Genomic DNA, 25612 nt, shown 5'->3' with positions numbered 1-25612 from the left:
GCTGATGCGGGGGCTGCCCGCCGACGCGCTGCTGCGCCGCCCCGCCGCCGACGCCGGCACCGACCGGTGGGGGCTGACGCAGGAGCTGCTGGCGCAGCTGGTCGAGATGGTGTCGGTGTTCGCCGCCGACCGCCGTCTGCTCAAGCCGGTCGAGCTGCCCCGCCCCGCCCACCTGAAGGCCGCAGCCCGCGAGCGCGGCGGCGACGAGCAGGGCATGGCCCGCGCGGTCGGCGTGCTGCGCCGCAGCGGGAAGGCGGTCCGCCGTGGCTGACGAGATCGACTCCGGCCGCCTCGTTGTCGAGGTCGTCGCCGACTCGGGCGGCTTCGGGACGGACGCGAAGGCCCGCGTCGATGCGGCCACCCGCAACCTGCGGGCCCGCATCCGCTTGGAGCCGGACGCCTCCGGGCTGCGCGAGCGGGTCGAGGCCGCCGCGGGCTCCGTCCGGGCCCACATCAAGGTCGCGGTCGAGGCCGACACCTCCGGCCTGCGCCAGCGGGTCCAGACCGCCGTCAATGCGGTCAAGGCCCGGGTGCAGGTCGCCGCCGACTTCGACGCCGACGGCCTCAACGCCAAGATCCGGGAGGAGACCCGGGGCGTCGCGTACCTGCGGTTCCTGGCGCTGCTGGACGCCGACGGCGTCAAGGAGCGCGTCCGGGCGATCGCCGAGTCCGCCCGCGTCCGCCTCGGCGTCGACGTCGACGCGGCGAGTCTGCGCGCCCAGGTGCGGGACGCCCTTGTCGGCCTGCGGGTCAAGGTCAAGGTCGAGCTGGACACGGCCGCCGCGACCACTCGGCTGGCCGCGTTCCGTACGGCCGCGTCCCGGCCGGTGGACGTCCCCCTCAACGCCCGCGGCTCCGCTGCCGGGGCGGCGGGGGAGGCCGGCGGCGGGCTGCTGCAGGCGGCGGAGGGCCTGGGCTCCACGATCGCCGGGCTGGCCCGGCTGCCCGCGATGGCCTCCGGCGCCCTGGCGCTCGGACAGGCCCTCACCCAGGCCGCCGGCGGGCTGTTCGCTCTCGGGTCGGCGGCCGCGCCCGCGGTCGGGCTGATCGGCGCGCTGCCGGGCGCGATGAGCGCCGCCGCCCAGGGCGCGGGCACGATCCTGGCCGCGTTCTCCGGGATCGGTGCCGCGGTCAAGGCGCTCGGCCAGGCGGACACCGAATCTGCCGGTGCGTCGTCGGCTGCCGGGCAGGCCCGGCAGGCCGCCGCCGACCGGGTGGCCGATGCTCAGCGCCGCCTGGTCACCGCGCAGCGCGACAGCGACGAGCAGGCGCTGCGCGGGGCCGAGCAGGTCGCGCAGGCCCGCCGCCGCCTGGCCGACGTCGAGCAGCAGGCCGCCGCGTCGGTCGCCGCCGCCGACCGGCAGTTGGCGTCGGCCGAACTCGGGGTTGCCCGCGCGCACCAGGCCGCCGCGCAGGCGCAGGAAGCGCTCAATGGTGCCCGGCAGGACGCCCAGCGCACCCTGGAGGACCTGAACCGGGACGCGGCCCGGGGGCCGCTGGAGGAGCAGAAGGCGCTGCTGGCGCTGGAGCAGGCCCGCTCCCGGCTCAACCAGGTCAACGTCAGCCCGTTCGCTTCGGAGACGGACCGGCGGGAAGCGCAGATCTCTTACCAGGAGGCGGTTAACCAGCTCGAAGACGTCCGGGTTCGCAACGCCCGGCTCGCCCAGGACGTCCAGAAGGCCAACGAGCAGGGCGTCGAGGGCAGCGACCAGGTCGTCTCCGCGAAGGAGCAACTGGCCCGCGCGCAGGAGTCCGAGCAGGACGCGGTGCGTGGCGTCCAGGACGCCGAGGAGCAGGCCGCCCGCGCCCGGGTCCAGGCGGTGCGCGACGTCCAGGACGCGCACACCGAGCTGGACCGCACGGTCCGCGAATCCGGCCTCCAGCAGAAACGTTCCGCCGAGCAAGTAGCCGACGCGCAGCGGGACGTCGCCCGCGCGCTGCGGGACCAGAACCAGGCACTGGCCTCCACCAGCAGCGCCGCCAGCGCCGCCGAGAAGGCCCTCAACGCGCTCTCCCCGGCCGGGCAGCGCTTCGCCCGGTTCATCTCCGGCACGGTGCAGCCCGCGCTGCGCGGGCTGCGGGACACCGCGCAGGAGGCGCTGCTGCCCCCGCTGGAGAAGGGGATCAGTCGGGGCCTGTCCCTGCTGCCGATCTTCGACTCGGCGATCCGGCAGACCGGGCAGGTCCTCGGCGAGGCCGCGCTGCGGGGCGCCGAGATGGCGACCTCCGGTCCGTGGCGCGCGGACCTGGCGCAGATCGGCGACACCAACGCCCGGGTCGTCGGCTCGGTCGCCAACGCCGGGCTGAGCGCGGCCGACGCGCTGCGCAACATCACGGTGGCGGCCGGTCCGCTGCTGGAGCGGCTGGCCGGCGGCGCGGAGCGCGGCATGGCGCTGGCCGCCGCGTTCATCCAGGCGCGGCGCGACGGCGGGCAGCTCGGCGCGTTCTTCCAACGGGCGGGCGACACCGGCGCGCAGCTGTGGGGCATCCTGCGGGACATCGGCCTCGGCCTGTACAACGTCGGGCGGGCCGCCGCCCCGGCCGGGCAGCAGCTCCTCGACTCGCTGTCCGGCGCGGCCAGCGCCTTCCGGCAGCTGACCGGCGAGAGCGAGAACCAGTCCAAGCTCGCCGGGTACTTCGCCAACACCGTCCCGGTCCTCCAGGAGATCGGACGGCTCGCGGCCGCGGTCGGCCTCGCCTGGTTCAACTTCACCAACAACCCGGCACTCGCCCCGCTGCTCGCCCGGCTGCGGACCGACTTCCTGCCCGTCGTCGTCCAGCTCGCCGGGGCGCTCGGCAACGGCCAGCTGTGGGGGCAGCTCCTCGGGCTGCTGACCTCGATCGCCGGGATCGCCTCCCAGCTCGGCGGCCTGGGCAACACCCTGTCTGGGTTCCTGCTGGTCCTCCAGGCCGTCGCCTCGACCGTGCAGCTGCTGCTGTCGATCCCTGGCATGGGCGAGTTCGTCTCCGCGCTGCTGATGGTCGCTGGTGTGGCCGGCGGGATCATGGCCGTCTCGAACGCGGTCTCCGCGCTGCGCGTGGCCATGCTCGCCCTGTCGGCGAACCCGCTGATGTTGATCATCACGGCGATCGCCGCGCTGGTCGTCGCGTTCGTCACGGCGTACCAGAAGTCGGAGTGGTTCCGCTCCGTCGTCAACGCCGCGATCGGCGGGCTGGTCGAAGGAGCGAAGTTCGCCCTCAACGGCCTGGTCGACTTCATCAAGTGGCTGTGGCCGATCCTGACGACGGTCTTCGGCGCACCCATCAAGTTCTGGGTCAACATCGTCTACGACGGCGGCATCCGGCGCCTGTGGAACGCCCTCGCCGACAACTTCGGCCTGAGCAAGCTGCCGAGCTTCACCGTCAACTTCGCCCGCGGCGGCGTCGTCCCCGGCTACGCCCCGGGTCGCGACACCGTACCCGCGATGCTCTCCCCGGGGGAGGGCATCCTCATCCCGCAGGCCGTGCGGCAGCTCGGCGGCGAAGGCGGCATCAGCGCCCTGAACGATGCCGCCCGCGCCGGACGCCTGTCGCAGGCCGGCGCGCCCGTCGAGGGCTTCGGCCTCGGCGGCCTGGTCGACGCCGGGCTCGACAAGCTGCGCGGCTGGGCCACCAGCGCCCTCGGCAAGGCCCTCGCCCCCGTCCGGTCGATGTTCAACTGGATGCCCGACACCCGGTGGGCCGCCATGATGCGCGGCATGGTCAACCGGGCCGTCGACGGGGTGCTCGCGTTCGTCCGCGGCTACTCCACCGGCGGCGTCGTGCCCGGCTACGCGCCCGGCCAGGACAGCGCCCTGGCGCGCCTTTCGCCCGGCGAAGGCGTCCTGACTCCTCAGGCCGTGCGTGGCCTCGGCGGCAGCCCGGCCGTCACCGCCCTCAACGCCGCCCGCGGGCAACTCGCCGACGCCGACCAGGGCCAGCGCATCGGCACCGTCATCTCGCCCGGCGCGATCGTGCAGTACATCACCAACCCGCTGCCCGAGACGCCGGGGGAGACCGTCAACAACCGGCTGCGGGCCCTCGCCAGCTTCGGCCTGTTCGACAAGGAGAGCGCCTGATGGCCTTCGAACGCTGGCTGGTGGACGGCTACGACCTCACCGACGGCCTGGTCCGCGACGTCGAGTACCGGGCCGGGCTAACCGCGACCCCCGCGGTCGTCGGCGCGAACGCCACCGTGCCCAACCGGATCGGCGAGCTGTGGCGGCCCAAGCACCACGGCCCCGGGAAGTTCACCCTCGCCCTGTGGCTGGCGCCCGCCGGCGGCCGCTGGCAGGACGTCGACGCCGCGTGGGAGGACCTGCTGCGCGCCGTCGCCCGTCCGCACCGGCTGCTCACCTTCGAGCGGCACACCGCGGCTGGGCAGGTCCGCCGCTGCCAGGGCGAAGTGCTCTCCGCGCTCACCCCGACCCCGCTCGGCCAGAGCGGCATGCGCATCAGCCTGGAGGTCAACGTGCCCTCCGGCTACTGGGAGTCCGCCGATGTGGCGTTCGAGGCCACCGCCCCCGGCACGCCGCTCCCGCAGGACCTCGACCTGGAACCGTTCGCGGACGCCACCGCCCCGATGGAGCAGCTCGCCTACCGCATCACCGGGCCGATCACCGCCCCGACCGTCACCGACACCACCGACGGGACCGGCGACTCCTTCACCTACACCGGGCAGATCCCCGCCGGACAGGCCCTGACCGTGGACGCCGCCACCTGGCAGCTGACCGGCAGCGGCGGCCTCGTCCCCAACCCCGGCCGCCTGACCAACACCGGCCCCGCCTTCCTGCGCCTGGCCCCCGGCCTGCCCGGCACCGCCCCGAGCGTCCGCCTGACCGGCACCAACCCGGGCCCCACCACCCAGCTCGCCGTCACCGGCCGCCGCGCCTACCTGACCTGACCCGGGAGAAGACCACCGTGGCCGTCCACCTGCGAGCCCTGAGCCCGAGCGGCACCCTGCTCGGGCTCCTGCCGTACCCCGCCGACGTGAAGACCCAGGCCGAGCACAACGGCCCCGGCGCGCTGAGCTTCACCTACCCACGCAACGCCATCGGCGCGGCCCTGCTGTCCGGCGATGACCCCCGTATCTGCCTCGTCGTCGACGGCGTGGAGCAGCCCGAGCGGTACCTGCTGGAGGACGACGGCGACGACCCCGCCGACGACGCCGGCGCAGCCCGCCCGATCCAGGTCGGCTGCCGCGGGGCTCTCGCCCTGCTGGAGCGCGCGATCATCTACCCCGTCGGCCACAGCGCCGGCCAGCCCGTCACCGGCCTCGACGCGCACTTCCCGTTCGCCAACGCCACCCCCGGCGCGATCATCTCCACGCTGCTGCAGCGCGCCCAGGAACGCGGCGCCCTCCCCGAGATCGAGTGGGACTTCACCAGCAGCGTGGACAGCGCCGGGCAGCCCTGGCCCACCACCTACACCGTGCAGTACGACGCCGGCGGAGACCTGCTGAAGACCGTGCAGTCGATCACGGACGCCGGGTGGGCGGACGTGCGGATGGACGGCTACCGGCTGCGCGCCTACGTGCCCGACACCGCGTGCGCCGTCGACCACCCGGACGTGGTGCTGTACCTGGGCCGGGACGTCCTCAAGGGCCCCCGGCAGCGCTCCCGCCGCCAGGTGCGCTCCTACCTGCTGGCCGCGGGCGACGGCGGCAACCTCGCCGAGGTCGTCAACCCGACCGCGGCCGCCCGGTACGGCCGCCGGGAGGCCTTCGACGGGCGCGGCGGCATCACCGACGCCCAGACCCTCGCCGAACTGGCCCGGGTCACCCTCGGCGGCATGGCCGCCGCCGCCGAGGGCTTCACCGTCGAACTCGACCCCCGAGCCGGAGACGGCCAGGACCGCCTTCCCCCTGCCGGGCACTACCTGCGCTACGACCAGCGGCGGCTGAGCCCCACCGAGCTGGAGCCGCTGCGGGTGCGCACCATCGCCACCACGTACGACGCCTCCGGGCAGCCCGGCGTCAGCCTGGAGCTCAACGACCTGTTCGTGGAGCAGCGCATCCGGGTGCAGCGGCAACTCGACGCGCTCACCAACGGCTCCGCGACCGCCTCCCGCACGCCGCTGCCGCCGCTCGGCGACCGCAACGACACCGTCGCCCCCGACCGGCCCGCCGCGGTGCTGCTCGGCTCCTGGGCCTACCTGGACGCGGACGGCCAGCAGCACGCCGCGCTCGCCGTCTCCTGGCCCGAGGTGACCCACAACGCCGACGGCACCGCGTACGACGACGCCGGCGCGTACCTCGTCTCCTACCTGCTGCCCGGCCTGCCGCTGGGCGGTGAGGATCCGCAGTGGTCCCCGGAGCAGACCGTGCACGGCACGATCGCCCACTACGACCAGCTCCCGGCCGGGCAGCGCCTCCAGGCCCGGGTGCGCACCGTGGACGCCTCCGGCAACTCCTCCGACTGGCGGCTGTCCGAGGAGGCGGTCCTCGCCAGCGACACCACGCCGCCGCCTGTGCCGTCGGCCCCGGCCGTTGCCCGGCTGATCGGCGGCATCCGTGCCTCCTGGGACGGGCTCGGCGCGCAGGGCGAGCCGATGCCCGCCGACTTCGCCCACGTCGAAGTCCACATCTCCACCGCGGCCGGGTTCACCCCGAACCCGGAGACGGTCACCGACCGGCTGGCCGGCGCAGCAGCCGCGCCGATCACTGGCCTGGCCTACGGCACCACCTACTACATGAAGCTCGTCGCCGTCGACCGGGCGGGCAACGCCTCCGCGCCGTCCGCCGAGGCCTCCGCCGTCCCGGACATGGTGATCGGCTCCGACCTGGCGGACAAGATCCTCACCGCCGGGAAGTGGGCCGACGTCGAACGCGCCAGCCTGCAGACCTCGTTCTTCACCGGCTTCGCCACCGACGACGCCCGCTGGGCCAAGACCGCGGGCGACAGCGATGCCGCCTGGACGACCGCGGCGCGCCCCGACGCCCCCACTGGCGGCCGGGCCCTGGTCGCCACCCGCACCGTGCGCCTGGAGTGGGCGGAGAACCTGCTGCTCGACCCCGCCGTCCTGTACCGCATGTCCGTGCGGGTCCGGCAGACCGCAGGCACCCCCAGCACCCTCACGGTCGGCCTGGTCGGCGTCGCCGCCGACGGCACCACACGCATCGGCCAGCCCTTCCCCGTCAGCGCGAACGCCACCCAACTCGCCGTCGGCACGGGCTGGGTGACCCTCACCGGGTTCCTCAAGGGCTACGGCCCCACCACCGGGCCGTTCTGGACTGCCCAGCCCGATCCGCAGCGGCCCACCACCCTGCACCCGGACGTGCGGTACGTCCGCCCCCTGCTGCTGCTGAACACCGGCGGCGGCACGACGGCCGTCACCGAAGTCGACATGCTCACCCTGGAGTTGCTGGAGTTCCCGCCGAACATCATCGGCTCGGTGCAGATCGCCGACGCTACGATCGTCGGCGCGAAGATCGCCCTGGCGACCATCCAGGACGCCCACATCGGCACCGTCTCCGCCACCAAGCTCACCGTCGGCCAGCTCAACGCCGACGTCACCGTGGCCGCCCGCATCAAGACCGCCAACTCGGGAGCGCGGGTCGAGCTCAACTCCGGCGGCATCGAGGCATGGAACACCGCCGGGGTGAAGACCGTCGCCGTCTCCGCCGCGACCGGTGACGTCAAGCTCGTCGGTGGCCTCGCCAGTGGCACCAGCGGCCAGCGCATCGAGATCAACCCGGTCGCCGGCCTGCCGGAGATCCGCTTCTTCCCCAGCAGCGGCAACAACTACGCCTTCATCAACGCCGTCGGCGGGAGCAACGGCGCCGCCTACATCGGCCTCAACTCCGGCACCTTCACCGCCAACGGGCAGACCGCCGCGTACCGGCTCTACATGACCGACTCCGCGGCCGCACTGGAGACGATCCGCACCGACACCCAGGAGACCTGGGGCGGCACCGTCCGGATGACCGCGGCCGACGGTGCGGCGCTCGCCTACTTCACGCAGGGCACCCTCCACGGCTACGTCACCGCCCAGAACTGGGGTGCGAACCTTGGCCGCCGCAACGACGACGGCGGCACCAGCGAGCTGTGGCTCGACAACCCGGCCATCCAGTACAGGGGCACCTTCCCCAACTACTGGTACGCCGACCCCGACTACGGCTGGTTCACCGGCACCGTCCAGAAGAACAGCTGGGCATCCCTGGCCCTCGGCTACGGCCCGACGATGGTCTCCGACATGGTGCCGATCGTCACCTTCCGGGACAGCGGCGCGGTGCGCGCCTGGCAGGTCACCGCGTCCAGCACCACCGGCTTCACCACCGCCCTCGCCTCCACCAGCGCCGGAGGCTCCGTCGGCTTCTGGTGCTACCGCATCTGATCAGGAGCACCCATGCCCGAGCAGTACCGCATCATCGACGTCTCCCGGACCGTCGAGGGAGACATGGAGTGCTGGGTGGTCCGGCAGGAACGCCCGGACGGCCAGCACCACTTGACCATCTTCCCGACGTCCTCGCTGGAGTGGCGGGCCGCCGAGTACGACATCGACCACCACACTCCGGACGGCCTTGACCAGATCCTCGACATCCTGCTCCACGAGCCGTTCCTGCCCGACCCCCTGAGCGCCCCGGCCAGCACCGCGGCGAAGGGACTGGCCGCCCCGGCCCCGGCTCCCGTCACCTTGCACAACGCGCCCGACCGGGCGAGCGCCCGCGCCGCGCACCTGGAGCGCATCGCCCACACCAAGCAGACCCGCGTCACCGTCGCCGCCCTTCCCGCGCCGACCGGGAAGGCCGGAGCCGCCGCGGCACGCGCAGACACCGACCTCCTCGAGGTGATCCGGGCCAACCACGGCATCACCCCCGAAGGCGTCGCGGAGAAGACCGAGTTCGTGGAGCAGGCCCGCCGACGCTTCGCCGAGCAGCAGCAGACCGCGGCGTACCGCCCGGCCGCGAACCGTCACCCGCAGACGCTCGCCGAGCCGGTGTGGGACGCTGCGCTGCCCGAGCGGGACCAGGCCCGCGACAGCGACAGCGACCAGGAGCCGGCATGAGCGACGCCCCCACCCCCGAGCAGCTGGACCACCTCCTCGGAACCGCCGACCGCCGCCGCCTCACCCCCGCCGAAGCCGCGCTGCTGCGCGCCGGAGTGCAGCAGCTGCGGGCCGCTGCCCGGCCCGGCCAATGCCCCGACCCCGCCGCCGACCACCAGCAGACGAAGTGAACGGAACCGCCGCCATGACGCCGCCCGCCGAGCAGGTCACCGTCGACGCCCAGCAGTACATCGACCAGCTGCGCACGCAGCTGGTCGAAGCATGGGCCCAGTCGCAGGCCCACCTCGCCCTCGCCCGCACGGAGAACGCCGCCCGCGCCTCCCGCGAGACGGAGAAGGACAGCCAACTCGCCGCCCTCCAGCGGGCCCTGGCCGACAAGGACCGCGAGATCGCCGCGCTGAAGGCCACCGCCGCCTCGCTGCAGGGCGGCTCGACGCGACCGTAACCCCCTGCCGCACCTACCGTCCCCCGCTGTGGAACAGGCACCGGACGACCAGCAGCCCGCCGCTGGCCGCCGACACCGACGGAGGGCCAGATGGCGCGAGATCACGGGATGGAAGTCGATCCGGGACCTGGCCCTGTTCCTGCTCGGGGCGGTGCTGATCGTCCGGGAGGCGTGGACGCCGCCCGCCGACCCGAGCGTGATCATCACCGGGCTGACCCTCGCGGGACTGCCCGCCGCGCTGTCAAGGGACGAACGGCCGCCCCGCGAGTAGCCCCGCGGGCCCGGCTGCTGTCCCGCTACCCCGTCACCGCCGGCTACCTGGCCGCCGCCGGCATCGCGCTGGCCGCCACCTGGCCGCTCTGACCTCCCCAGCCCGTCCAACACCAGCACCGGGAGACCGACCGTGGAAATCCTCAACGACACCGAGGCGTGGGGCCTGCTGCTCGGCGCCCTCACACCCTGGGCGACCGCCCTGATCCAGCAGCCGGCCTGGAGCAAGCCGCTGCGCGCCGTCGTGGGCACCCTGCTGTCCGCGATCGTCGGCACCGTCACCGTCCTCGCCCGCGGCGACATCGCCCACGCGCAGACCGCGCTCACCACCATCGCCCTGACCGTCGTCGCCTCGAAGACGTTCTACGACGGGCTGTGGCAGCACACCGGGGCGGCCGCGCTGGAGCAGGCGACGTCCGTCGAGCGGCGCCCGATCCGGTAACCGGCCCTGTGTCGGAGGCCGGCTCTACCCTAGAGTGATGATGTGGCCGCCGGGCCAACCGGCCGCGTGCTCCGGCAACCAACCCTTCGGGGCTGTCTCCTATCAAGGGGAGCACGCGGAATCGGGCGGGCTTCGCAACCCGCTGGCCCGGCGGCCACACTTCCAATCTCCATGAACCGCAACCGAGTTGGCCACGCGGTGGGTGTTCCCACGTCGGCCCGGCAAGCGGGAGGGTAGAGGCAGGCAGCCACACCGGGGCCTGCGAACCCCGGTGCCGCCCTTGGAGACAGGAAGGCACTTACGGTGACAACTCCCGTGCAAGAAAAGCAAGTTGAGACAGAACCGCTCACTCCTCTGACGGACAACCGCGAGGAGATGGCGATCCGGACCGCCGACCAGGTCCTGGAGATCACCAGTGACCAGCGGTTCTGGACGAAGGCGCAGCGGGCAGCCCTGGGCGCTATCGGCCTCTCCGGTGCCCCCACACACGACCTCGTCAACTTCTTCCACATCTGCAAGTCCACCGGGCTGGACCCCTTCCGCCGCGAGATCTACTACATCCAGCGCAAGCGCAAGGTGTTCGGGCAGGACGAGCTGTACTACACCGCCCAGACCGGCATCGACGGGTTCCGCCACACCGGGCAGCGCACCGGCCGGTTCATCCGCCGTGTCGGCCCGTTCTGGACCGGGCCCGAGGACGATCCGGCGTGGTGGACGCTCGGCGAGGACGGCATCAACCGCCGCCGCTGGGTGGACGTCTGGCTCCACACCGAACCCCCCGCCGCCGCGATGTGCCGCATCGAGCACCGAAGCATCGCCGGTGACGTGACGGTCACCCAGGCCGTCGCCGTCTTCACCGAGTTCGCCGTCGGCAAGGACGAGTGGAAGCGGGACCCCACCACCGGCGAAGGGTTCAAGACCGGGCAGCGCGTCCTCACCGGTCAGTGGCCGGTCATGCCCGCCCACATGATCGGCAAGGTCGCCGAGGCCCTGGCATGGCGCAGCGCCTTCCCCCGGGAACTCGTCGGGATCTACGAGCACGCCGAGATGGAGCAGGCCGACTCTGTGCAGCGCGAGACGGACCGGGAGGACGCGGCAGCCCGCCGCCGGGACGCCCGCCACGTGCAGGGCGGCACGGTCATCCCCGGCACCGTCGTCAGCGCCACCGCAAGCCCGGTCGCCGACGGCGAGGACGACGAACCCGGGACCGGCAGCGACCCGAAGCCGCCCCTGCCGCGCACAGCGGACAACCTGCGCCGGGAACTGCGTGCCTACGCCTCCGCGATGGGCAGCACCGTCACGAAGATGACCGCACGGTGGCGGCAGGCGACGGGAGCCGGGGTCAACGCGGCGACGGCCGACCAGCTCGAAGAACTGCTCACCGAGTGGCGGGCCTACGTCATAGCCGAGCTGAGGGATCGCCACCCGCAGGCGGCCGAGCACGTCGAGGCCGGCGGCCTGCTGATCGGCCTCGACCCCGACCCGAAGGTCTGGAGCAAAGCGGCCACCCCGCAGGACTGACCGCCCCCTCCTCCCGCCACCCCTCCCGCAGGGCCCGCGCCGCCCGCGCGGCCCTGCGGCCTGCCCAGACACGGACCTTCCCGATGCAGCAATCCCTCATCGAGCGCGCCCGCGTGCTCGCCTCCGCCCAGGTCTTCGGCCCCGGCCTCGCGCCGTGCCGCTGCGGCGCACCCCGCCACGTTCACCAAGGCAGGAAAAGCCTCGGCAGCCACCCGGCGACCAACTGCGCCCGCTACCGGCGCGACCCCGCCGACGTCCTGCTCGAACGCGCCCAGGCGGCAGCCAACAACCGACTCGGCCAGGACCTCGCGCAGTCCGACCGGCCCCGGCGGCGAAGGCGGCCCCGCCGCCCCAAGAAGCCCGGCGAGTGGTCGATCGGCGCGTCCGACACCGGATCCTGCCGCCGAGCGATCTGGTACCGGGAGAACCCGCCCCCCGGGTACGTCCCGGCCCCCGTCGACCGGCGCGCCGCCCTCGCCGGAACCCTCATCCACGACTCCATCTCGCGCCGCCGGCGCGCCCTGTACCCGTGGCGGCTGCAGGAGCAGCCCGTCACCCTCCCGGGCCTCGACCGGCCGAGCCGGTACGACGAGTACGACCCGGTGACTGGCGTGCTGTACGACTACAAGACCGCGGGTGACTGGAAGTGGGCGATGGTGGGGGAGAGCGGCCCGCCGGAGACCGAGTGGGAGCAGGGCCAGCTGTACGCGCTCGCGCTCCACCTCGCGGGCCAGCTCGTGGTGGAAGTGCGGATCGTCTACTACGAGCGCAAGAGCGGCGCGGACGAGGAGTTCTCCCGCCCCTTCGACGAGCAGGCCGCCCGGCGGGCCCTCGGCCGCCTGACCGCGATCGCCACCGCCCTCGACCTCGGCACGGCTCTGCCCCGGGACCGGTCCGGGCCGAGCACCGACGTGATCTGCCGCCGCTACTGCCCGGCCCGCATCGACTGCTGGAGCATCAACCAGGCCGAGGCCGCCGGGCGCTCCCCGGAGTCGTACACCCTCGTCACCGACGCCGACGACATCGAGTGGGCTCTCGGCGAGTACGACCGCACCCGCGCGGAGAAGTCCAAGGCCGAGAAGGCGCAGAACGTCGCCAAGGCCCTGCTGGACGGGATACCGCCTGCCACCTACGGCGAGTTCGAGTACGTGCACACCGGCGGCAGGCTCAAGGACCCCGAGCCCGACCCAGCCGCGCGCCTGCGGCAGCTCGAAGGGCTCTGGGACCTCCCGGAGGCCGAGCGGCCCGCGCTGGCTGAGCTGGACTACCCGACGAAGCGGACCCGCACCACCAGCCGGATGGAAGTCCGCCGTGTCCGGGCGGCCGTCCGGGCGCGCCGAGCGACGCCCGGTCGCGGCTAAGGCCGCCAACTCCGGTGCGCGTTGTTTCCGCCGGTCCCGTGCCCCTTCCGGGGCCACGGGGCCGGTCCCCGCCCAGCCGACCAGCAGGGCACTGTCGCCTTGCACCCCTAACGTCCCTACGTCGAAAGCCAGTTGAGAGGAACGACTGTGAGCAGCCCGAACGTACCCGGCCCCGAACCGCAGCCCTCGCCCTGGTTCGCCACGAACCGAGCCGTGACCCGGACGGTGCCGGCCACCCCGGCCGAGGCCCCGACCCCCATCTACACGCGGATGGTCACCGAGTTCGGCGACCCGTTCAGCGCCCTCGGGCCGACCCGCGCCCGCTGGGCCCCGCGCACCGGCGAGCCTCCCGCCGCGACCTGAACCCCCACGGCAGCGAGGGAAGTTGTCGACGCGACCTAACCCGGTGAACCCGCCTAGGTTCCCCGCTCATGGCCGCCCCCCGATACATCGAGTACCAGCCGCTGGACCAGATCCGGCCCGCCGCCCGCAACCCGAAAGGGCACGACGACGGCGGGCTGGACCGCTCCGTCGACAAGTTCGACTTCACCGAGCCCGGCCTGCTGGACGAACGCACCGGCCGCCTGGTGGCCGGCCACGGCCGCTACGAGACCCTGGAGCGCCGCCGCGCAGCAGGCAAGGCCGCCCCGGACGGCGTGGTCGTCACCGAGGACGGGACGTGGACCGTCCCGGTGGTGCGGGGGTGGGCGTCCCGGGACGACGCCCACGCGGAGGCGTACCTCGTCGCCTCCAACCAGCTGACCACCGCGGGCGGCTGGGACGGCGAAGGGCTCGCGGCGCTGCTGTCCGAGCTGGAGCAGGCCGACCCGGCACTGGCCGCCGCCACCGGCTTCGACCAGCAGCAGCTCGACGCGCTGCTCGCCGACCTCGCCCCCGCCACCGGCAGCAGCGGCCCCGACCAACCGCAGGACCAGGACGCGGGCCCGACCAACCGCGGCGACCTGCTGGCACTGGCGGGCGTCACCGTCGGAGAACCCGAGCACCAGGTCGAGACCGGCCAGGTCTGGGAACTCGGCGAGCACCGCCTCGTCATCGGCGAGGTCTTCGACGGCTGGCCGCTGTGGGCGCCGCTGCTCACCGACGGCAGCCTCTTCCTGCCCTACCCGACGCCCCTCGCGCCGTTCGCCGACCGGGCCCTCAGGCACCGCCTGGTGATGGTGCAGCCCGAGCGGTACCTCGCCGGGCACCTCCTGGACAAGTGGGCCCGGATCAGCGGCCAGACCCCCGTCCTCGCGGACAGCCGGTGACGGCCGTCGTGCCGACCGCGGGCGGCACCTTCAACCCGGACGAGCACCCGATCTACTTCACCGCGGGCGGCGGCGAGTTCAACGCCGGACCGTACGTGCTGATGGCCGCGAACGAGCTGATGGCCGGCAGCGAGGAGCAGCGGCTGCGGGACCTGCTCGACGCCGGCTGCCGGGTCCTGCTCGACTCCGGGATCTTCTGGCTCACCAACCGGCACTGCCGCGCCCACGGCATCACGATGGACGAGGCCCTGGGCCTGGCCCCCGAGGAAGTCGACGGCTTCGCCGAACTCCGGGAGCGCTACATCTACCTCGCCCGCACCTACGGCGACTGGCTGTGGGGCTACATCGAACTCGACCAGGGCGGCCGGAACCACAAGCGCACCCAGCGCGCGGCGCTGCACAACCTCGGCCTGTCCCCGATCCCCGTCTACCACCCGCTGGTGGACGGCTGGGACTACTTCGACGAGCTCGCGGCCACCTACGACCGGATCTGCGTCGGCAACATCGTCCAGGCATCCGCCCCGGTGCGGCTGCGCCTCCTCCACACGATCTGGGAGCGGCGCCGAAGTTATCCACACCTGTGGATACACGCGCTCGGCCTCACCGCGAACGAGTGGTGCCTGCCGCTCGCCCCGGACTCCTGCGACTCCTCCTCCTGGCTGGCCCCGCTGCGCTGGAACCACCAGCGCGTCGAGACCGCGATGCTGCGCCGCGTCGGCGACCTGCCCGCGGGCTTCCGCTACACCCGCGACGACAGCGCCTCCTACCAGGCCGCCGCCCGGCTGTGCGCCGACGCCGCCACCGCCCTGGGCCGGTGCTGGCAGCACGCTGCCCACCGCGCCGAAGAACTGGCCGGCGGCCCGGCCGGGGCCCGCACCGAGGCGGAAGGGGCACTGCGGTGAGCCCCGCCCAGCGCGGCACCGTGCTGAAGAAGACCGGCGGCGGCGCGTTCGACCCGGCCGACCGGCACCTGTACTTCGCCGCGGGCGACTCCGAGCACTACCCGCACCACGTGCTGCTGGCCACCAACGACCTGCTGACCGCCGGCCACGAGCGCAAGCTCACCGCGCTGCTGGACGCCGGACACCGGGTCCTGCTCGACTCCGGGATCTTCTGGCTGACCAACCAGTACAAGCGCGACCACCCCGGCATCTCCATGGACGAGGCCCTGCGCCTGCCGCCGGAGAAGATCGACGGCTTCGACGCCCTGTACGCCCGGTACGTCGAGCTGGTGCAGCGCCACGGCGACCGGCTGTGGGGCTACATCGAACTGGACCAGGGCGGCCGGGACAACAAGATCCGCACCCGTGCCCGGCTGGAGGGCGAAGGGCTCGCGCCGATCCCGGTCTACCACCCGCTGGTGGACGGCTGGGAGTACTTCGATGAGCTCGCGCAGCAGTACGACCGCATCTGCTTCGGCAACGTCGTCCAGGCCCCGGCCCCCGTCCGGCTGCGCCTGCTGCACACCCTGTGGGAGCGCCACCGCCGCTACCCCGACCTGTGGGTGCACGTGCTCGGGCTGACCGTCAACGAGTGGTGCCTGGCCGTCCCCCCGGACTCCTGCGACTCCTCGACCTGGCTCGGGCCGCTGCGCTGGCCGGACGTGCGAATCGACTCCGCGCTGCTGCGCAAGGTCGGCGTCGTCGACCGCGGCTTCGCCTACGACCTCGACCAGCCCGCCCACCCGGAACGCGGCCGCACCGCCTGCTGCCTGATGTGCGCGCAGACCGTCGAGGCCACCACCACCGTGTGGCGGCTCGCCCGCACCACCCGCGACGGCCTGCTCCAGCAGCCCGCCTACCCCCCTGTCACCGAAACGGAGAACCCGCTCCCGTGAAGTCCACCACCGAGGTCTGGGCGGAAGTCCGCCTGCCCGGATTCCACCACTGGCCGGCAGCCCCCGACCACCGCTCCTACCTGCGGGCCCGGCACCGCCACCTGTTCCACATCAGGGCGAGCGTCGACGTCGTCCACGACGACCGCGACACCGAGTTCCACGACCTGGCCGACGAGATCCGCAGCTGGTGGGGGACCGGCGACCGCGAATGCGGACCGGCGTCCTGCGAGACCCTGGCGTGGACCCTCGCGGACTACCTGCTGGCGAAGGGCCTGCGGGTCAACAAGGTCGGCGTCTCCGAGGACGGCGAAGCCGGGGCGATCGTCACCCTGCTGCAGGAGGGCGAGCGGCCGTGACCCACACCGTGACCGTCCGGCACAACTTCGAGACCGCCCACCGCCTGCCACACCTGTCCGGGAAGTGCGAGAACCTGCACGGCCACTCCTGGTGGGCCGAGATCACCGTCACCGCACCGGTGCTCGCCGCGGGCACCGTCGTGGAGTTCGGCGCGTTCAAGCGGGCCCTGCGCGAGTGGATCGACACCTTCCTCGACCACGGCGCGATGCTCGGCGCCAACGACCCGCTCGCCCCGGTCCTCGCCGGGCAGGGCAGCAAGCTGTTCCGGTTCGGCGCCGACGACCCCACCGAGCAGGAGCAGCACGCCGCGGGCCTTCAGTGGCCGAGCGTGGAGGCCGTCGCCGAACTGCTCTCCCGCGTCGCCGCCGAGGCCCTGCGCACCCTGCCGCGCGCCGCGGGCGCGTACGTCTCCCACGTCCGCGTCGCCGAGACGGCCGTCAACGCCGCCGCCTGGGTGGTGACCGCGTGAGCGCCCTCGTCGCCCCGGCCAGCCTGCCCGTCGCCGAGGTCTTCGGCCCCACCATCCAGGGCGAAGGCCCCAGCGTCGGCCAGAACGCCCTGTTCATCCGCCTCGGCGCCTGCAACCTCGCCTGCACCTGGTGCGACACCCCGTACACCTGGGACGGCAAGCGGTTCGACCTGCGCGAGGAGATCCGCCGCGTGCCGGTGGTCGACCTCGCGGAGACCACCGCCGAGCACCCGCACGCCCTGGTCGTCATCACCGGCGGCGAGCCGCTGCTGCACCAGAGCACCGACGCCTGGCGCTCGCTGATGGCCGTCCTGCGGCACACCACCCGCCGCGTCGAGATCGAGACCAACGGCACCCTCGCGCCGCAGCCCGTCACCCTCGGCGTGCCGCGCCTGGTCTTCAACGTCAGCCCGAAGCTGGCCAACTCCGGCATGCCGCAGGACCGGCGGATCAAGCCCGAGGCCCTGGAGGCGTTCACCGCCCTCGCCAGCACGGGCCGCGCCCGGTTCAAGTTCGTCGCCGCGAGCAGCGACGACCTCGAGGAAATCGCCGCCCTGACCGACCGCTTCCGCATCCCGCCGCACGCGACCTGGGTGATGCCCGAAGGCGTCACCCCCGAGCAGACCATCGCCGTCGGCCGCGCGCTGGCCGAGGACGTCATCGGGCGGCACTGGAACCTGACCCTGCGGCAGCACGTCCTGCTGTGGCCTGGAGAACGCGAACGATGACCAGCACCGACAACACCATCGACCTCGCCCGCGCGGCCGAGCACGCCGCCGGCCTGTTCGCCGCGCTCGGCATCCCCTGCGACACCGAGTCCACCGCCGCCACCCCGGCCCGGGTGGCGAAGGCGCTCGCCGAACTGACCGCGGGCCAGCACCTCGACCCGACCCGGCACCTGGCCGTCACCTTCCCCCCGGAGGGGCAGCGGGCTGGCCTGATCGCCGCGGTGGACGTGCCGTTCACCGCGCTCTGCGAGCACCACGGGCTGCCGTTCACCGGCCGGGCCGCTGTCGCCTACCTGCCGGTGCCCGGCGCCCGGATCGTCGGCCTGTCGAAGCTGGCCCGGCTCCTGCAGGAGTTCGCCGCCCGCCCGCAGGTGCAGGAACGCCTCGGCGAGCAGGTCGTGGAAGCGCTCGGGGCCCACCTCGACGTCCAGGGCGCGGCCTGCCTGATCCGCTCCGTCCACGCCTGCATGACCCTGCGCGGGGCACGCGCCCACGGTGCCGCGATGGTCACCACCCACCTGACCGGTGCCCTCCACGCCGACCCGGCACACCGCGCGGAAGTCCTCGCCCTCATGCCCCCATCTCCCTGACGCAGCAGGGGAGTTGTTCCCAAGCTGGCCTGTCCGGCGGGAGGATAGGAGCGCCAGGCCGGGGCCGCGAACCCCGGCCCCTGACGAAGGAGACATCAATGCTCACCAGGGTTCCCCGAGACCTGCCCGCCGACGCGATCACGATCGGCGACCTCAAGGCGCAGCTGCACATGGCACCGGACGACATGCTGGTCGTCGCCCAGCGCCCCGACGCCGAAGAGGGCACGTTCGCCCTCGGCTGGGCCGTGAAGGCCCACGTGCTCAGCGAGTCCGGCCACCGTGTGCCGGTCATCGGCCTGCCGCAGGTCGACCCGGACGACCCCCAGGTCATGACGGTCTCGCTGATGACTCGGGTGATCGCGGACCTGCCCGACCACGCGCTGCCCGTCACGATCTGGGAGAGCGGCGACGGTCCTCTCCAGGCCGCCATCGCGGAGCCGAAGTTCGGCAACCTGGTCAACGAGGACTCCGGCGTCAGCGTGAAGGTGGTCGTGCTCCCCGGCGTGCCCGGCGGCATGACCGGCGACGCCTACGACGACCTGGTCTACAGCCTCGGCTGGGAGTAGCCCCACCCAGCACCAACGCCCCGGGGCGGGGGCACCGTCAGAATCTGACGGTGCCCCCGCCCCGGGGCGTTGGACCACCTAGGAACCGTTCCTAGGTGGTCCGGGGCGCAGCTGCCACCGCCTCACGTAATGGGGTGGCGACCCACCTACTCACGTGAGTACCTGGACCTACCGGTCATCGGCGGCGGATCAGCGCCCACCCGGCCGGGCTGGTGAAACCGACGAGGCCGGCCGCGAGCCACCCGGCCTGCGGGTGCAGCGCCCATGCGGTCAGGGCCCCGTGGGCGACGGCCGCGAGGTCCTGCCAGGTAACCGGGCGGTCGCCGAAGGACGGACTCGGCGTGGGGCCCGGAGGCTGTGTCATCATGGGTTCGTTCCTCTTCTCTTCGTTGCACTGAGGGAATTGCGGAACACGCGGGTCGCCCTCTGCAAAGGGCGACCCGCTCCGCACATGATGGTAGGTCTTGGCTGTTGCCCTCGCCAAATTATGAGCGTCGCACACGAATCGTTCCAGCTGGCAGGGCTGCGCTTCTCTAGACTTGGTTTATCGAAAGCTCTGCTCGTCAGGTCTGGGCGGTGCCGTTGGGGTGGGGTTGCCGCGCTATCGAGCTGCTGTCCCTGGTGCTGACTCCCGGAGCTACCGCTACTCGTGGTCGGCGGTCGGGTGGTCCGGTGATCTAACGGAACCTGGCCGGTCAAAGCCATTGTGATTAGATGAATTGGAGCGAATCGGCCTCATGGGATTCGCTGAGCCAAAAGAGTGAAGGCGCAAACCTCAAATGTGGTTTGCTTCTTCCTTGAAAAACTTGAGTGTATTAGACATGTGAATTGATCCGATTCGGCGGGACGACCTGCGGGGTGATCCGGACTCGCGCCCCTGATTTGGCTCCGGCGGATGCATTCATATGGGCCAAAAGAGTGAATTGGTGCAGCATCAATGTGGTGTGCTTCTTTCTGTCGAAGCCTGGCTCATGGGTGCATTCCTGCGCGCCCCTCGAAGCGCCGTTGACCTGGGGTCTCACGTACCGTCGCCCGGTGAGCAGCCGTCGCGGTCGTCGTCCCGCCCTCGACCCGGAGGTGGAGAAGCGCCTCCTGGACGCGGTGCGCGCCGGGGTGCCCGTGAGCGATGCGGCACCGATGGCCGGCGTCCACCCGAGCACCGTGTACCGGTGGCTGGAGCGCGCGGAGGAGGAGTTGCGGCGGCGCGAGGCGGGGCACCGGGCGCGCGCGGTGGAGCAGCCGTTCTGCGAGTTCCGCGACAGGTTCACGCGGGCGCGTAGCGAGGGCAAGGCGCAGTTGGTGCTGCTGGTGCGGAAGGCGGCGACCGGCGGGCAGGTGGTGCGGGAGCGGGTGCGGACGGTGCGGGACCCGGAGACGGGCGAGCGAGTGGTGCAGACGGAGCGGGATTTCGCGCAGCCGGACTGGCGGGCGGCGCAGTTCCTGCTGGCGTGCCTCGCGCCGGAGACGTTCGGCCGGGCGGCGCAGGCCCGGATCGAGCTGGCGCCGGCGGGCGGCGGGGAGCTGCCGGTCGAGGCCTCCGGCCGCGGGGATGCGGTCGACCGGCTCGCCGCGCGGCTGTCGAAGATCCGCGAGGACTTCGCGGCGGAGTTGGCCGAAGAAGCCGAGGTGGTCGATGCCGAGCTGGTGGACGGCCTGGACGTCTGATTCGCCAACTTCCCTGCTCTATAAGGCTGTTGTCCTCCTTTTCGCTCTTGGCGAGTGTGGGCGCAGCCGGGCCGGAGGGGGCCCGCAGGGCTAAGGGAGCAACTCGCATGGCGAGCAAAGACGTTGAACTCGGCCGGGCGGCCGCACTCGTCGCCGAACAGGTTGTCGCTCAACTTGCTACAGCTGACAGGGAGTTGAAGTCAATCGGCCTCGGAGCGCTGCCGGACCACGCGATCAACGGCGGCGTCCTGGTCAGCGCCGTCCCGCACGAGGTGTTGAGCGCGCGGGAGGTTCGGGCCTCCAATACCCTCGCGGCGCTGTGGCGGCTGTGGGCGAGGGCGAAGAACGTGGTAGCGATGCACCCCGACATGGCTGCAGAGCTGGCGACGTACAAGCTCGGCACCCTGCCCGGCCAGCTGTTCCGCAACCTGGGCCGGTTCCCGAACCCCATCGTGGTGTTCGCCGAGCCGCCGGTGGTGGAGCTGTCCCTGGGCGACGGCGGGCCGGGCAAGCTGCTGGCCATCCTGTTCTGCGGGCGGACCGGGCCCGACAGGCTGCTGTGCTACACCGGCGACCCGCGGATGGACGAGGTCGGGGTGACGGTGATCTCCGAGCCCCTGGCGGACGATGGCGGGCCGTTGCCTCTGCCGCCGGGTAGCCCGATGCCGGAGCTGGAGTTCCTGCACCTGTCGATCCCCGTCGACAGCGATGTGCGCTTCACTGCCGAAGACGTGGCGAAGCGCATCGCCCGCAAGGCCGGCTTCGAGGAGCCGACGGCGGCGCAGCGGGAGGTGGTGCTGAGGGCGCTCCAGGTCGCCGTCTACCTGTGCTCGTCGAAGGCCGACATCCAGGTGCCCGCCTCGAAGGAAGACGCCAACGCGCCCGTCCGGCGCGGCAAGAGCGCCAAACCCGGAAAGCAGCGGCGCTGGAGCAAGCCGGAGAACTTCCTGCGGATGGGCTGGCGGCTCGGACCGCGTCTGAAGGCGGTCCGGGCGCAGGCTCAGGAAGGCGCGGCCATGGCTGCGGCGGCCCGGCGCGAAGGGCGGGGCGCGGAAGGAAGAGGCGGGTGGCGGCAGTACACCCACCAGCGCGGCGGCCACATGAAGGTGGTCTGGTACGGGCCCGGGAAAACCCTCTCCGACTCCAAGCTCATCGAGCCCTACTGGGTGTCGGAAGACCTTCTGGACACCGACGGGCAGGCACCGGAAGGCATCATCCGCCCTGCCAGGTAAGGGTGTTGTCCGACTTCGGCGCGGGTGGGGAGGCTGGAGGGGTCCGCCCGCGCCGGGCCGCCGCACCCCGTCTTCCCGGGTCGGCTCCGGGGGAGCGGGGCAGCGCCCGTCCTGTGCCGGGCCGCCCGCTCCGCGCCGTCCGGGAACAAGGGTGACGGGCCGTCTGCACCCCTCCCGGTGGCCGGCGCGGGCGGACGCCCTGTTGCCGAGCCCCGCTGCGAACGGGGCCCCCTGGAGGACGCGATGACTACCCGACCCGATCTGAGTCAGCTTCCGTACGGCCTGACCACCCGCCCCGTCGACCCGCGGCGCGGCTTGCCGATCCCCGCCGTCAACGTCTATCCGGACGGCGAGGTGGACTTCATTAGCATCAACGGCGCGAAGGCGATGGAGCTCGCGGTCCGCGGCCGGTGCGGGCTGTGTGCGCTGCCGTTGATCGGCCCGGTGGCGTTCCTCGGCGGCCCGAAGGCGGCGGAGGCCGGTTTCTACTCCGACCCGCCGATGCACGAGGAGTGCGCCGAGGCGGCCCTGACGCTGTGCCCGCACATTGCCCGGCCCCACGCCCGCCGGGCCAGCGAGCGCCGCCGGGAGCACGACGCGACCCACGCGGTCGGGTTCTCCGACGAGAAGCCCAGCGAGTGGGTCCTGCTCGTCTGCGACGAGTACGGCTCCGCCTTGACGCCCGCTGTCGATGGCGGGGTGGTCCCGGTCTTCGTTGTCGGGAAGGTGCTGCGTGCGCGCCGATTCGGCTACCAGGACGGCGTGTTGACGGAGATCGCCCAGGAGTGACGGCGCGACGTTAGCCACTGGCCCGGCCTAGCGTCCCGGCACCCGACCAACCCACCAGGGGAGGAACCCGTGCCGAACACCACCTGGGCCGACCGCACGCGGGAGGCGAGCCGATGAAGCTCGTCTCCCGCTCCGCGTGGGGCGCGGCCGCGCCCACCGGCTCCTACACCCGCATCAGCTCCACCAAGGGCGTCAAGATCCACTACGAGGGCTCGGCCGTACCGGGGTCGCTGGCTGGCGACCACGGCCGGTGTGCTGGCCACGTCCGCGACATCCAGCGCGCGCACCTCAACGATCCGAAGGAGGACTGGATCGACATCGCGTACTCCTTCGTCGTGTGCCCGCACGGCTACGTGCACGAGGGCCGCGGTCTGAACGTGAAGAACGGCGCGAACGGCAACCCGACGCTCAATGCCGGCCACTACGCGGTCTGCGCGATGGTCGGCACCTCCGGCATCACCTCGCCGACCAGCGAGATGCTCAACGGCCTGGTCGACGCCATCGAGTACTGCCGGGCGCAGGGCGGCGCCGGCGGCGAGGTGCGCGGCCACCGCGACGGCTACGCCACCACCTGTCCGGGGGAGGAGCTGTACGCCTGGGTACAGCGCGGTGCGCCCCGCCCCGGCGGATCCGGCCCGGCCCCCGCCCCGGCCCCTGTGCCGCCGTCCGGCTCGTCGTCCGCTCCGACCTTCCCGGGCCGCGTCTTGCGGCTCGCCCAGCCGATGATGCACGGACCCGACGTGCAGAGGGCGCAGGAGCGGCTGATCGAGCGCACCTGGAGTGTGGGCCCCGACGGTGCGGACGGCTGGTACGGGGAGCGCACGCGGGCCACGGTTGTCGGCTTCCAGCGGGACTCCAGCGCGAACGGCTGGCCGCTGGCCGACGACGGCGAGATCGGGCCGCTCACCTGGGCGGCTCTCTGGGAGCGGCCCGTCACGCGCTGAGCCGGGAGCAGCCTTCTCGGCGGCGAGGGCGGAAGGGCCGGGGCGGGGCCGGCGGGCAAGGGGCGCGGCTCTCCGGTGCGTGCAGCCGGGCGGCTCCGCCCGGAGTGGGCTGCGGGCCGGGGCGACCAACTCGGGCTCGGGGTGGTCGTGTTGAGCGACCATCCCGAACCTAAAGTTACTGGTGTCATCTTATTTGACCTTAGTCTGTTTTGTGCGAGGCTGGTCCTGCCAGCCGGGGAAACGCGAAGCCCCGGCCCGACTGAGGAGACAGCCAAATGACCGAAACCGCCCCCGCCCCCGAGGCCCCCGCCCGGACCCGTCGCGCGCTCACCCTGCGCCTCGACACCCGGACCGTGGTGGCCCTCGGGCTCGCCGGAGCCGGGTTCGTCGCCGGGTCGCTGATGGTGGACCGGACGGCCGCCCCGGCGCTCAGCGCGCAGGCCCCGGCCCCGGCCGTGCCGAGCTGGACGGCCACCCCCGTCCAGCTCGGCACCGACGCCCCGACGGCCCTGGCCCTGCCGACGGTGACCGCCCCGGCGGCCACCGTCCCGGCGGCCACCGTCCCGGCCTCCCTGGGCACCCTGGCCGCGACGGCCCCGGTCGTTCCCGGCCTGAGCCCGGCCCCGGCCGCCGAGCAGACCGACGGCGAGGCCGCCCCGGCCCCGGTCCCGACCGTGACCGTCACGGTCACCCGGGTCGAGACGGCCCCGAACTCCGGGGCCCCGTCCCCGAGCGCAACCCCGGGCACCTGCGGGCCCGCCGCCTCCCCGACGGCGAACCCCGACCCGGAGCCCTCCCCGTCGCTCACCGAGGCCCCGAGCACCGGTCCGAACCCCTCCCCCCGCCCCTCCAGCCACTGACCCGGCCCCGACCGGCCCCGCCCCGGCGGGGCCGGTCGGGCCCACCACCGAAAGGACACCGCCACCATGCGCGGCTCCGCTCTGCTCGTCGGCTCCCTCCTCGCCGGACTGGTGCTCGGAAGCATCAGCGGGGCCGCCACGGCCCGCAGTGCCGACCACCCGGTCCCGCCCCCGGCGGCGACCTCCGGCCCGACCTGCCCGGCCCCGACCGGCGCCACCACCCCGCAGCTCCTGCCCTCCCCGTCCCCGGCCCCCGTGCCGCACCCGGCCTAACACCCCAAGACCCGGGCCGGGCGACGTGACCACCCCGTCGCCCGGCCCGACCAACCCGAGGAGAACCGCATGGCGATCAACAAGACCGCCCTCATCGCGCGCGTCGCGCTCCAGCTCGGAAGCCGGCGCGCCGCCGCCGAGGCCGTCGAAGCCGTCCTCGACACGATCGTCCGCGCCGTCGTCAGCGGCGAGACCGTGTCCGTCACCAGCTTCGGCACCTTCGAGACGACCGAGGCCAGTGCCCGGAGGGCCCGCAACCCGCAGACCGGCGAGACGTTCGACCTCGCCGCCCGCACCGTTCCCCGCTTCCGCCCGCACACCCGGTTCAGGGAGTACGCCAACCGCGAGCGCGACCTGCCCGAGGCCGGCAGCGCGGTCCGCAAGGACCCCAAGGGCACCCACACCCGGGCCGCCGCCCGCAGCGCCCGCACCCGGACGGTTGCCAACAACAACCGCCGCCGGGCCGCCGCGAAGGGCGCGGCGTGAGCGAGCTCGCCGCCCTCCTGGAGGGCCTGTTCCGGCCGTTCGGCCCCGAGCCCCCCACCCTCTACCTCCTCGCTCGGGACACCTACGTCTCCGGCACCCGCGTCACCGGGATTGTCGCCGAGGGCTGCCAGTTCTCGCCCGCCGCGGGCTCCGCAGCCGTTACCCGGCTGCGGGGCGAGCGCGGGCAGACGATCGCCTGGGACCGGCCCGGCCGCCTCGGCGAGGCCGGCGGCCACGGCGACGGTACCCGGGCGCTCGTCCTGCCGGTGCCGCAGATGGCGGCAGCCCTGGCGGCCGTCGCCGAACTGGGGGAGCAGCGCGGCCCGGACCCGTGGGCGCACGGCTGGAACGAGGCGCTACACATGGTGCGGGGCCTCATCCGCCGCGAGCTGGCAGGGCACCTGCCCGGCGTGGAGGACGGGGCTTCGGCGCAGTCGACCAAAGAGGCAAAGGTCTAGAAAGTTGACTCAAGTCTCATTTGGGTTGGAGGATGGCAGGGCCAGCCGGGAGAAGCAGAACCCCGG

The 25612-nt window shown here is 73.1% G+C and carries 29 protein-coding genes; 28 read left to right on the top strand and 1 reads right to left on the bottom strand.

The genetic code is table 11. The features are described 5' to 3' along the window. Nucleotides 1–4 precede the first annotated feature (4 nt). The 20 genes from EDD39_RS05310 to EDD39_RS05220 all read left to right on the top strand — a co-directional run bounded on the left by EDD39_RS05310 (nt 5) and on the right by EDD39_RS05220 (nt 18839). Nucleotides 5–271, top strand: a complete 267-nt coding sequence (locus tag EDD39_RS05310; protein ID WP_100836998.1) for a hypothetical protein — start codon at nt 5–7, stop codon at nt 269–271. After that, nucleotides 264–4058, top strand: a complete 3795-nt coding sequence (locus EDD39_RS05305) for a hypothetical protein (protein WP_100836997.1) — start codon at nt 264–266, stop codon at nt 4056–4058. The genes EDD39_RS05310 and EDD39_RS05305 overlap by 8 nt, the downstream gene beginning before the upstream one ends. Further along, nucleotides 4058–4882 carry a hypothetical protein gene (locus EDD39_RS05300; protein WP_100836996.1) on the top strand — a complete coding sequence of 275 codons (825 nt, stop codon included), beginning with the start codon at nt 4058–4060 and terminating at the stop codon, nt 4880–4882. Before EDD39_RS05305 ends, EDD39_RS05300 begins: the two co-directional genes overlap by 1 nt. A 17-nt stretch (nt 4883–4899) precedes the next feature. Next, complete coding sequence (locus EDD39_RS05295; protein WP_100836995.1) at nt 4900–8313, top strand: phage tail protein; 3414 nt, start codon at nt 4900–4902, stop codon at nt 8311–8313. A gap of 12 nt (nt 8314–8325) precedes the next feature. Next, nucleotides 8326–8985, top strand: a complete 660-nt coding sequence (locus EDD39_RS05290; protein WP_100836994.1) for a hypothetical protein — start codon at nt 8326–8328, stop codon at nt 8983–8985. Continuing rightward, nucleotides 8982–9155, top strand: a complete 174-nt coding sequence (locus tag EDD39_RS39305; protein ID WP_159073106.1) for a hypothetical protein — start codon at nt 8982–8984, stop codon at nt 9153–9155. Before EDD39_RS05290 ends, EDD39_RS39305 begins: the two co-directional genes overlap by 4 nt. Next, nucleotides 9152–9430: a hypothetical protein gene (locus EDD39_RS05285; protein ID WP_162869944.1), complete on the top strand. Its 279-nt coding sequence runs from the start codon at nt 9152–9154 to the stop codon at nt 9428–9430. The genes EDD39_RS39305 and EDD39_RS05285 overlap by 4 nt, the downstream gene beginning before the upstream one ends. A gap of 28 nt (nt 9431–9458) precedes the next feature. Beyond that, complete coding sequence (locus EDD39_RS05280) at nt 9459–9701, top strand: hypothetical protein (RefSeq protein WP_100836992.1); 243 nt, start codon at nt 9459–9461, stop codon at nt 9699–9701. Nucleotides 9702–9833: 132 nt separating this feature from the next. After that, nucleotides 9834–10142, top strand: coding sequence for a hypothetical protein (locus tag EDD39_RS05275; RefSeq protein WP_100836991.1), 309 nt, complete (start codon nt 9834–9836; stop codon nt 10140–10142). A 375-nt stretch (nt 10143–10517) separates the two neighbouring features. Further along, nucleotides 10518–11663 carry a recombinase RecT gene (locus EDD39_RS05270; protein ID WP_100836990.1) on the top strand — a complete coding sequence of 382 codons (1146 nt, stop codon included), beginning with the start codon at nt 10518–10520 and terminating at the stop codon, nt 11661–11663. A gap of 83 nt (nt 11664–11746) precedes the next feature. Continuing rightward, nucleotides 11747–13024 (top strand): hypothetical protein, encoded by a 1278-nt coding sequence (locus EDD39_RS05265; RefSeq protein ID WP_100836989.1) that lies wholly within the window; start codon nt 11747–11749, stop codon nt 13022–13024. Nucleotides 13025–13171: 147 nt separating this feature from the next. Then, nucleotides 13172–13387 (top strand): hypothetical protein, encoded by a 216-nt coding sequence (locus tag EDD39_RS05260; protein WP_100836988.1) that lies wholly within the window; start codon nt 13172–13174, stop codon nt 13385–13387. A 68-nt stretch (nt 13388–13455) separates the two neighbouring features. Continuing rightward, a complete protein-coding gene (locus tag EDD39_RS05255; RefSeq protein WP_100836987.1) occupies nt 13456–14292 on the top strand; it encodes a ParB N-terminal domain-containing protein in 837 nt (278 codons plus the stop codon). Next, nucleotides 14289–15194: a hypothetical protein gene (locus tag EDD39_RS05250; RefSeq protein ID WP_100836986.1), complete on the top strand. Its 906-nt coding sequence runs from the start codon at nt 14289–14291 to the stop codon at nt 15192–15194. Before EDD39_RS05255 ends, EDD39_RS05250 begins: the two co-directional genes overlap by 4 nt. Beyond that, nucleotides 15191–16129, top strand: a complete 939-nt coding sequence (locus EDD39_RS05245; RefSeq protein ID WP_100836985.1) for a hypothetical protein — start codon at nt 15191–15193, stop codon at nt 16127–16129. The genes EDD39_RS05250 and EDD39_RS05245 overlap by 4 nt, the downstream gene beginning before the upstream one ends. Further along, complete coding sequence (locus EDD39_RS05240) at nt 16126–16485, top strand: hypothetical protein (RefSeq protein ID WP_100836984.1); 360 nt, start codon at nt 16126–16128, stop codon at nt 16483–16485. Before EDD39_RS05245 ends, EDD39_RS05240 begins: the two co-directional genes overlap by 4 nt. Next, on the top strand, nt 16482–16955 hold the full coding sequence (locus EDD39_RS05235; protein WP_100836983.1) for a 6-pyruvoyl trahydropterin synthase family protein: 474 nt from the start codon (nt 16482–16484) through the stop codon (nt 16953–16955). The genes EDD39_RS05240 and EDD39_RS05235 overlap by 4 nt, the downstream gene beginning before the upstream one ends. Beyond that, nucleotides 16952–17683: a 7-carboxy-7-deazaguanine synthase QueE gene (locus EDD39_RS05230; protein WP_100836982.1), complete on the top strand. Its 732-nt coding sequence runs from the start codon at nt 16952–16954 to the stop codon at nt 17681–17683. Before EDD39_RS05235 ends, EDD39_RS05230 begins: the two co-directional genes overlap by 4 nt. Beyond that, entirely contained in the window at nt 17680–18273 is a 594-nt protein-coding gene (gene folE, locus EDD39_RS05225) for a GTP cyclohydrolase I (protein ID WP_100836981.1), read from the top strand. Before EDD39_RS05230 ends, folE begins: the two co-directional genes overlap by 4 nt. A 98-nt stretch (nt 18274–18371) precedes the next feature. Then, nucleotides 18372–18839: a hypothetical protein gene (locus EDD39_RS05220; RefSeq protein ID WP_100836980.1), complete on the top strand. Its 468-nt coding sequence runs from the start codon at nt 18372–18374 to the stop codon at nt 18837–18839. A gap of 175 nt (nt 18840–19014) precedes the next feature. Here EDD39_RS05220 and EDD39_RS05215 read toward each other — a convergent pair whose 3' ends face one another. After that, nucleotides 19015–19206, bottom strand: coding sequence for a hypothetical protein (locus EDD39_RS05215; protein ID WP_100836979.1), 192 nt, complete (start codon nt 19204–19206; stop codon nt 19015–19017). Between the two features lie 668 nt (nt 19207–19874). Here EDD39_RS05215 and EDD39_RS41910 point away from each other — a divergent pair. From EDD39_RS41910 to EDD39_RS05175, 8 genes are all read left to right on the top strand, one after another. Next, the gene (locus EDD39_RS41910) at nt 19875–20504 is read left to right on the top strand and encodes a helix-turn-helix domain-containing protein (RefSeq protein ID WP_279638378.1); all 630 of its coding nucleotides are present in this window, start codon (nt 19875–19877) and stop codon (nt 20502–20504) included. A 107-nt stretch (nt 20505–20611) separates the two neighbouring features. Next, nucleotides 20612–21736: an AcrVA2 family anti-CRISPR protein gene (locus EDD39_RS05205; protein ID WP_100836977.1), complete on the top strand. Its 1125-nt coding sequence runs from the start codon at nt 20612–20614 to the stop codon at nt 21734–21736. Between the two features lie 243 nt (nt 21737–21979). Beyond that, on the top strand, nt 21980–22525 hold the full coding sequence (locus tag EDD39_RS05200) for a hypothetical protein (RefSeq protein WP_100836976.1): 546 nt from the start codon (nt 21980–21982) through the stop codon (nt 22523–22525). A gap of 113 nt (nt 22526–22638) precedes the next feature. After that, entirely contained in the window at nt 22639–23469 is an 831-nt protein-coding gene (locus EDD39_RS05195; RefSeq protein WP_100836975.1) for a peptidoglycan recognition protein family protein, read from the top strand. A 275-nt stretch (nt 23470–23744) separates the two neighbouring features. Next, the gene (locus tag EDD39_RS05190; RefSeq protein WP_100836974.1) at nt 23745–24329 is read left to right on the top strand and encodes a hypothetical protein; all 585 of its coding nucleotides are present in this window, start codon (nt 23745–23747) and stop codon (nt 24327–24329) included. Between the two features lie 66 nt (nt 24330–24395). Next, a complete protein-coding gene (locus tag EDD39_RS05185) occupies nt 24396–24602 on the top strand; it encodes a hypothetical protein (RefSeq protein WP_100836973.1) in 207 nt (68 codons plus the stop codon). Nucleotides 24603–24671: 69 nt separating this feature from the next. Further along, a complete protein-coding gene (locus tag EDD39_RS05180; protein ID WP_100836972.1) occupies nt 24672–25088 on the top strand; it encodes an HU family DNA-binding protein in 417 nt (138 codons plus the stop codon). Next, nucleotides 25085–25546, top strand: a complete 462-nt coding sequence (locus EDD39_RS05175; protein ID WP_100836971.1) for a hypothetical protein — start codon at nt 25085–25087, stop codon at nt 25544–25546. Before EDD39_RS05180 ends, EDD39_RS05175 begins: the two co-directional genes overlap by 4 nt. Nucleotides 25547–25612: the final 66 nt, after the last annotated feature.

The organism is Kitasatospora cineracea (assembly GCF_003751605.1).
In the GTDB taxonomy this organism is placed as follows: Bacteria; Actinomycetota; Actinomycetes; order Streptomycetales; family Streptomycetaceae; genus Kitasatospora; species Kitasatospora cineracea.
Note: the sequence above shows the minus strand (reverse complement) of the source record. Positions and strands in the feature narration are given on the sequence as shown.

Excerpts from the sequence above, each read along its gene's own strand:
- EDD39_RS05290 (WP_100836994.1), top strand. The coding sequence starts at position 8,326 with ATGCCCGAGCAGTACCGCATCATCGACGTCTCCCGGACCGTCGAGGGA.
- EDD39_RS05190 (WP_100836974.1), top strand. The coding sequence starts at position 23,745 with ATGACCGAAACCGCCCCCGCCCCCGAGGCCCCCGCCCGGACCCGTCGC.
- EDD39_RS05300 (WP_100836996.1), top strand. The coding sequence starts at position 4,058 with ATGGCCTTCGAACGCTGGCTGGTGGACGGCTACGACCTCACCGACGGC.
- EDD39_RS39305 (WP_159073106.1), top strand. The coding sequence starts at position 8,982 with ATGAGCGACGCCCCCACCCCCGAGCAGCTGGACCACCTCCTCGGAACC.
- EDD39_RS05255 (WP_100836987.1), top strand. The coding sequence starts at position 13,456 with ATGGCCGCCCCCCGATACATCGAGTACCAGCCGCTGGACCAGATCCGG.
- EDD39_RS05185 (WP_100836973.1), top strand. The coding sequence starts at position 24,396 with ATGCGCGGCTCCGCTCTGCTCGTCGGCTCCCTCCTCGCCGGACTGGTG.
- EDD39_RS05195 (WP_100836975.1), top strand. The coding sequence starts at position 22,639 with ATGAAGCTCGTCTCCCGCTCCGCGTGGGGCGCGGCCGCGCCCACCGGC.
- EDD39_RS05220 (WP_100836980.1), top strand. The coding sequence starts at position 18,372 with ATGCTCACCAGGGTTCCCCGAGACCTGCCCGCCGACGCGATCACGATC.
- EDD39_RS05310 (WP_100836998.1), top strand. The coding sequence starts at position 5 with ATGCGGGGGCTGCCCGCCGACGCGCTGCTGCGCCGCCCCGCCGCCGAC.
- EDD39_RS05205 (WP_100836977.1), top strand. The coding sequence starts at position 20,612 with ATGGCGAGCAAAGACGTTGAACTCGGCCGGGCGGCCGCACTCGTCGCC.
- EDD39_RS05180 (WP_100836972.1), top strand. The coding sequence starts at position 24,672 with ATGGCGATCAACAAGACCGCCCTCATCGCGCGCGTCGCGCTCCAGCTC.
- EDD39_RS05215 (WP_100836979.1), bottom strand. The coding sequence starts at position 19,206 with ATGATGACACAGCCTCCGGGCCCCACGCCGAGTCCGTCCTTCGGCGAC.
- folE (WP_100836981.1), top strand. The coding sequence starts at position 17,680 with ATGACCAGCACCGACAACACCATCGACCTCGCCCGCGCGGCCGAGCAC.
- EDD39_RS05270 (WP_100836990.1), top strand. The coding sequence starts at position 10,518 with ATGGCGATCCGGACCGCCGACCAGGTCCTGGAGATCACCAGTGACCAG.
- EDD39_RS05200 (WP_100836976.1), top strand. The coding sequence starts at position 21,980 with ATGACTACCCGACCCGATCTGAGTCAGCTTCCGTACGGCCTGACCACC.
- EDD39_RS05265 (WP_100836989.1), top strand. The coding sequence starts at position 11,747 with ATGCAGCAATCCCTCATCGAGCGCGCCCGCGTGCTCGCCTCCGCCCAG.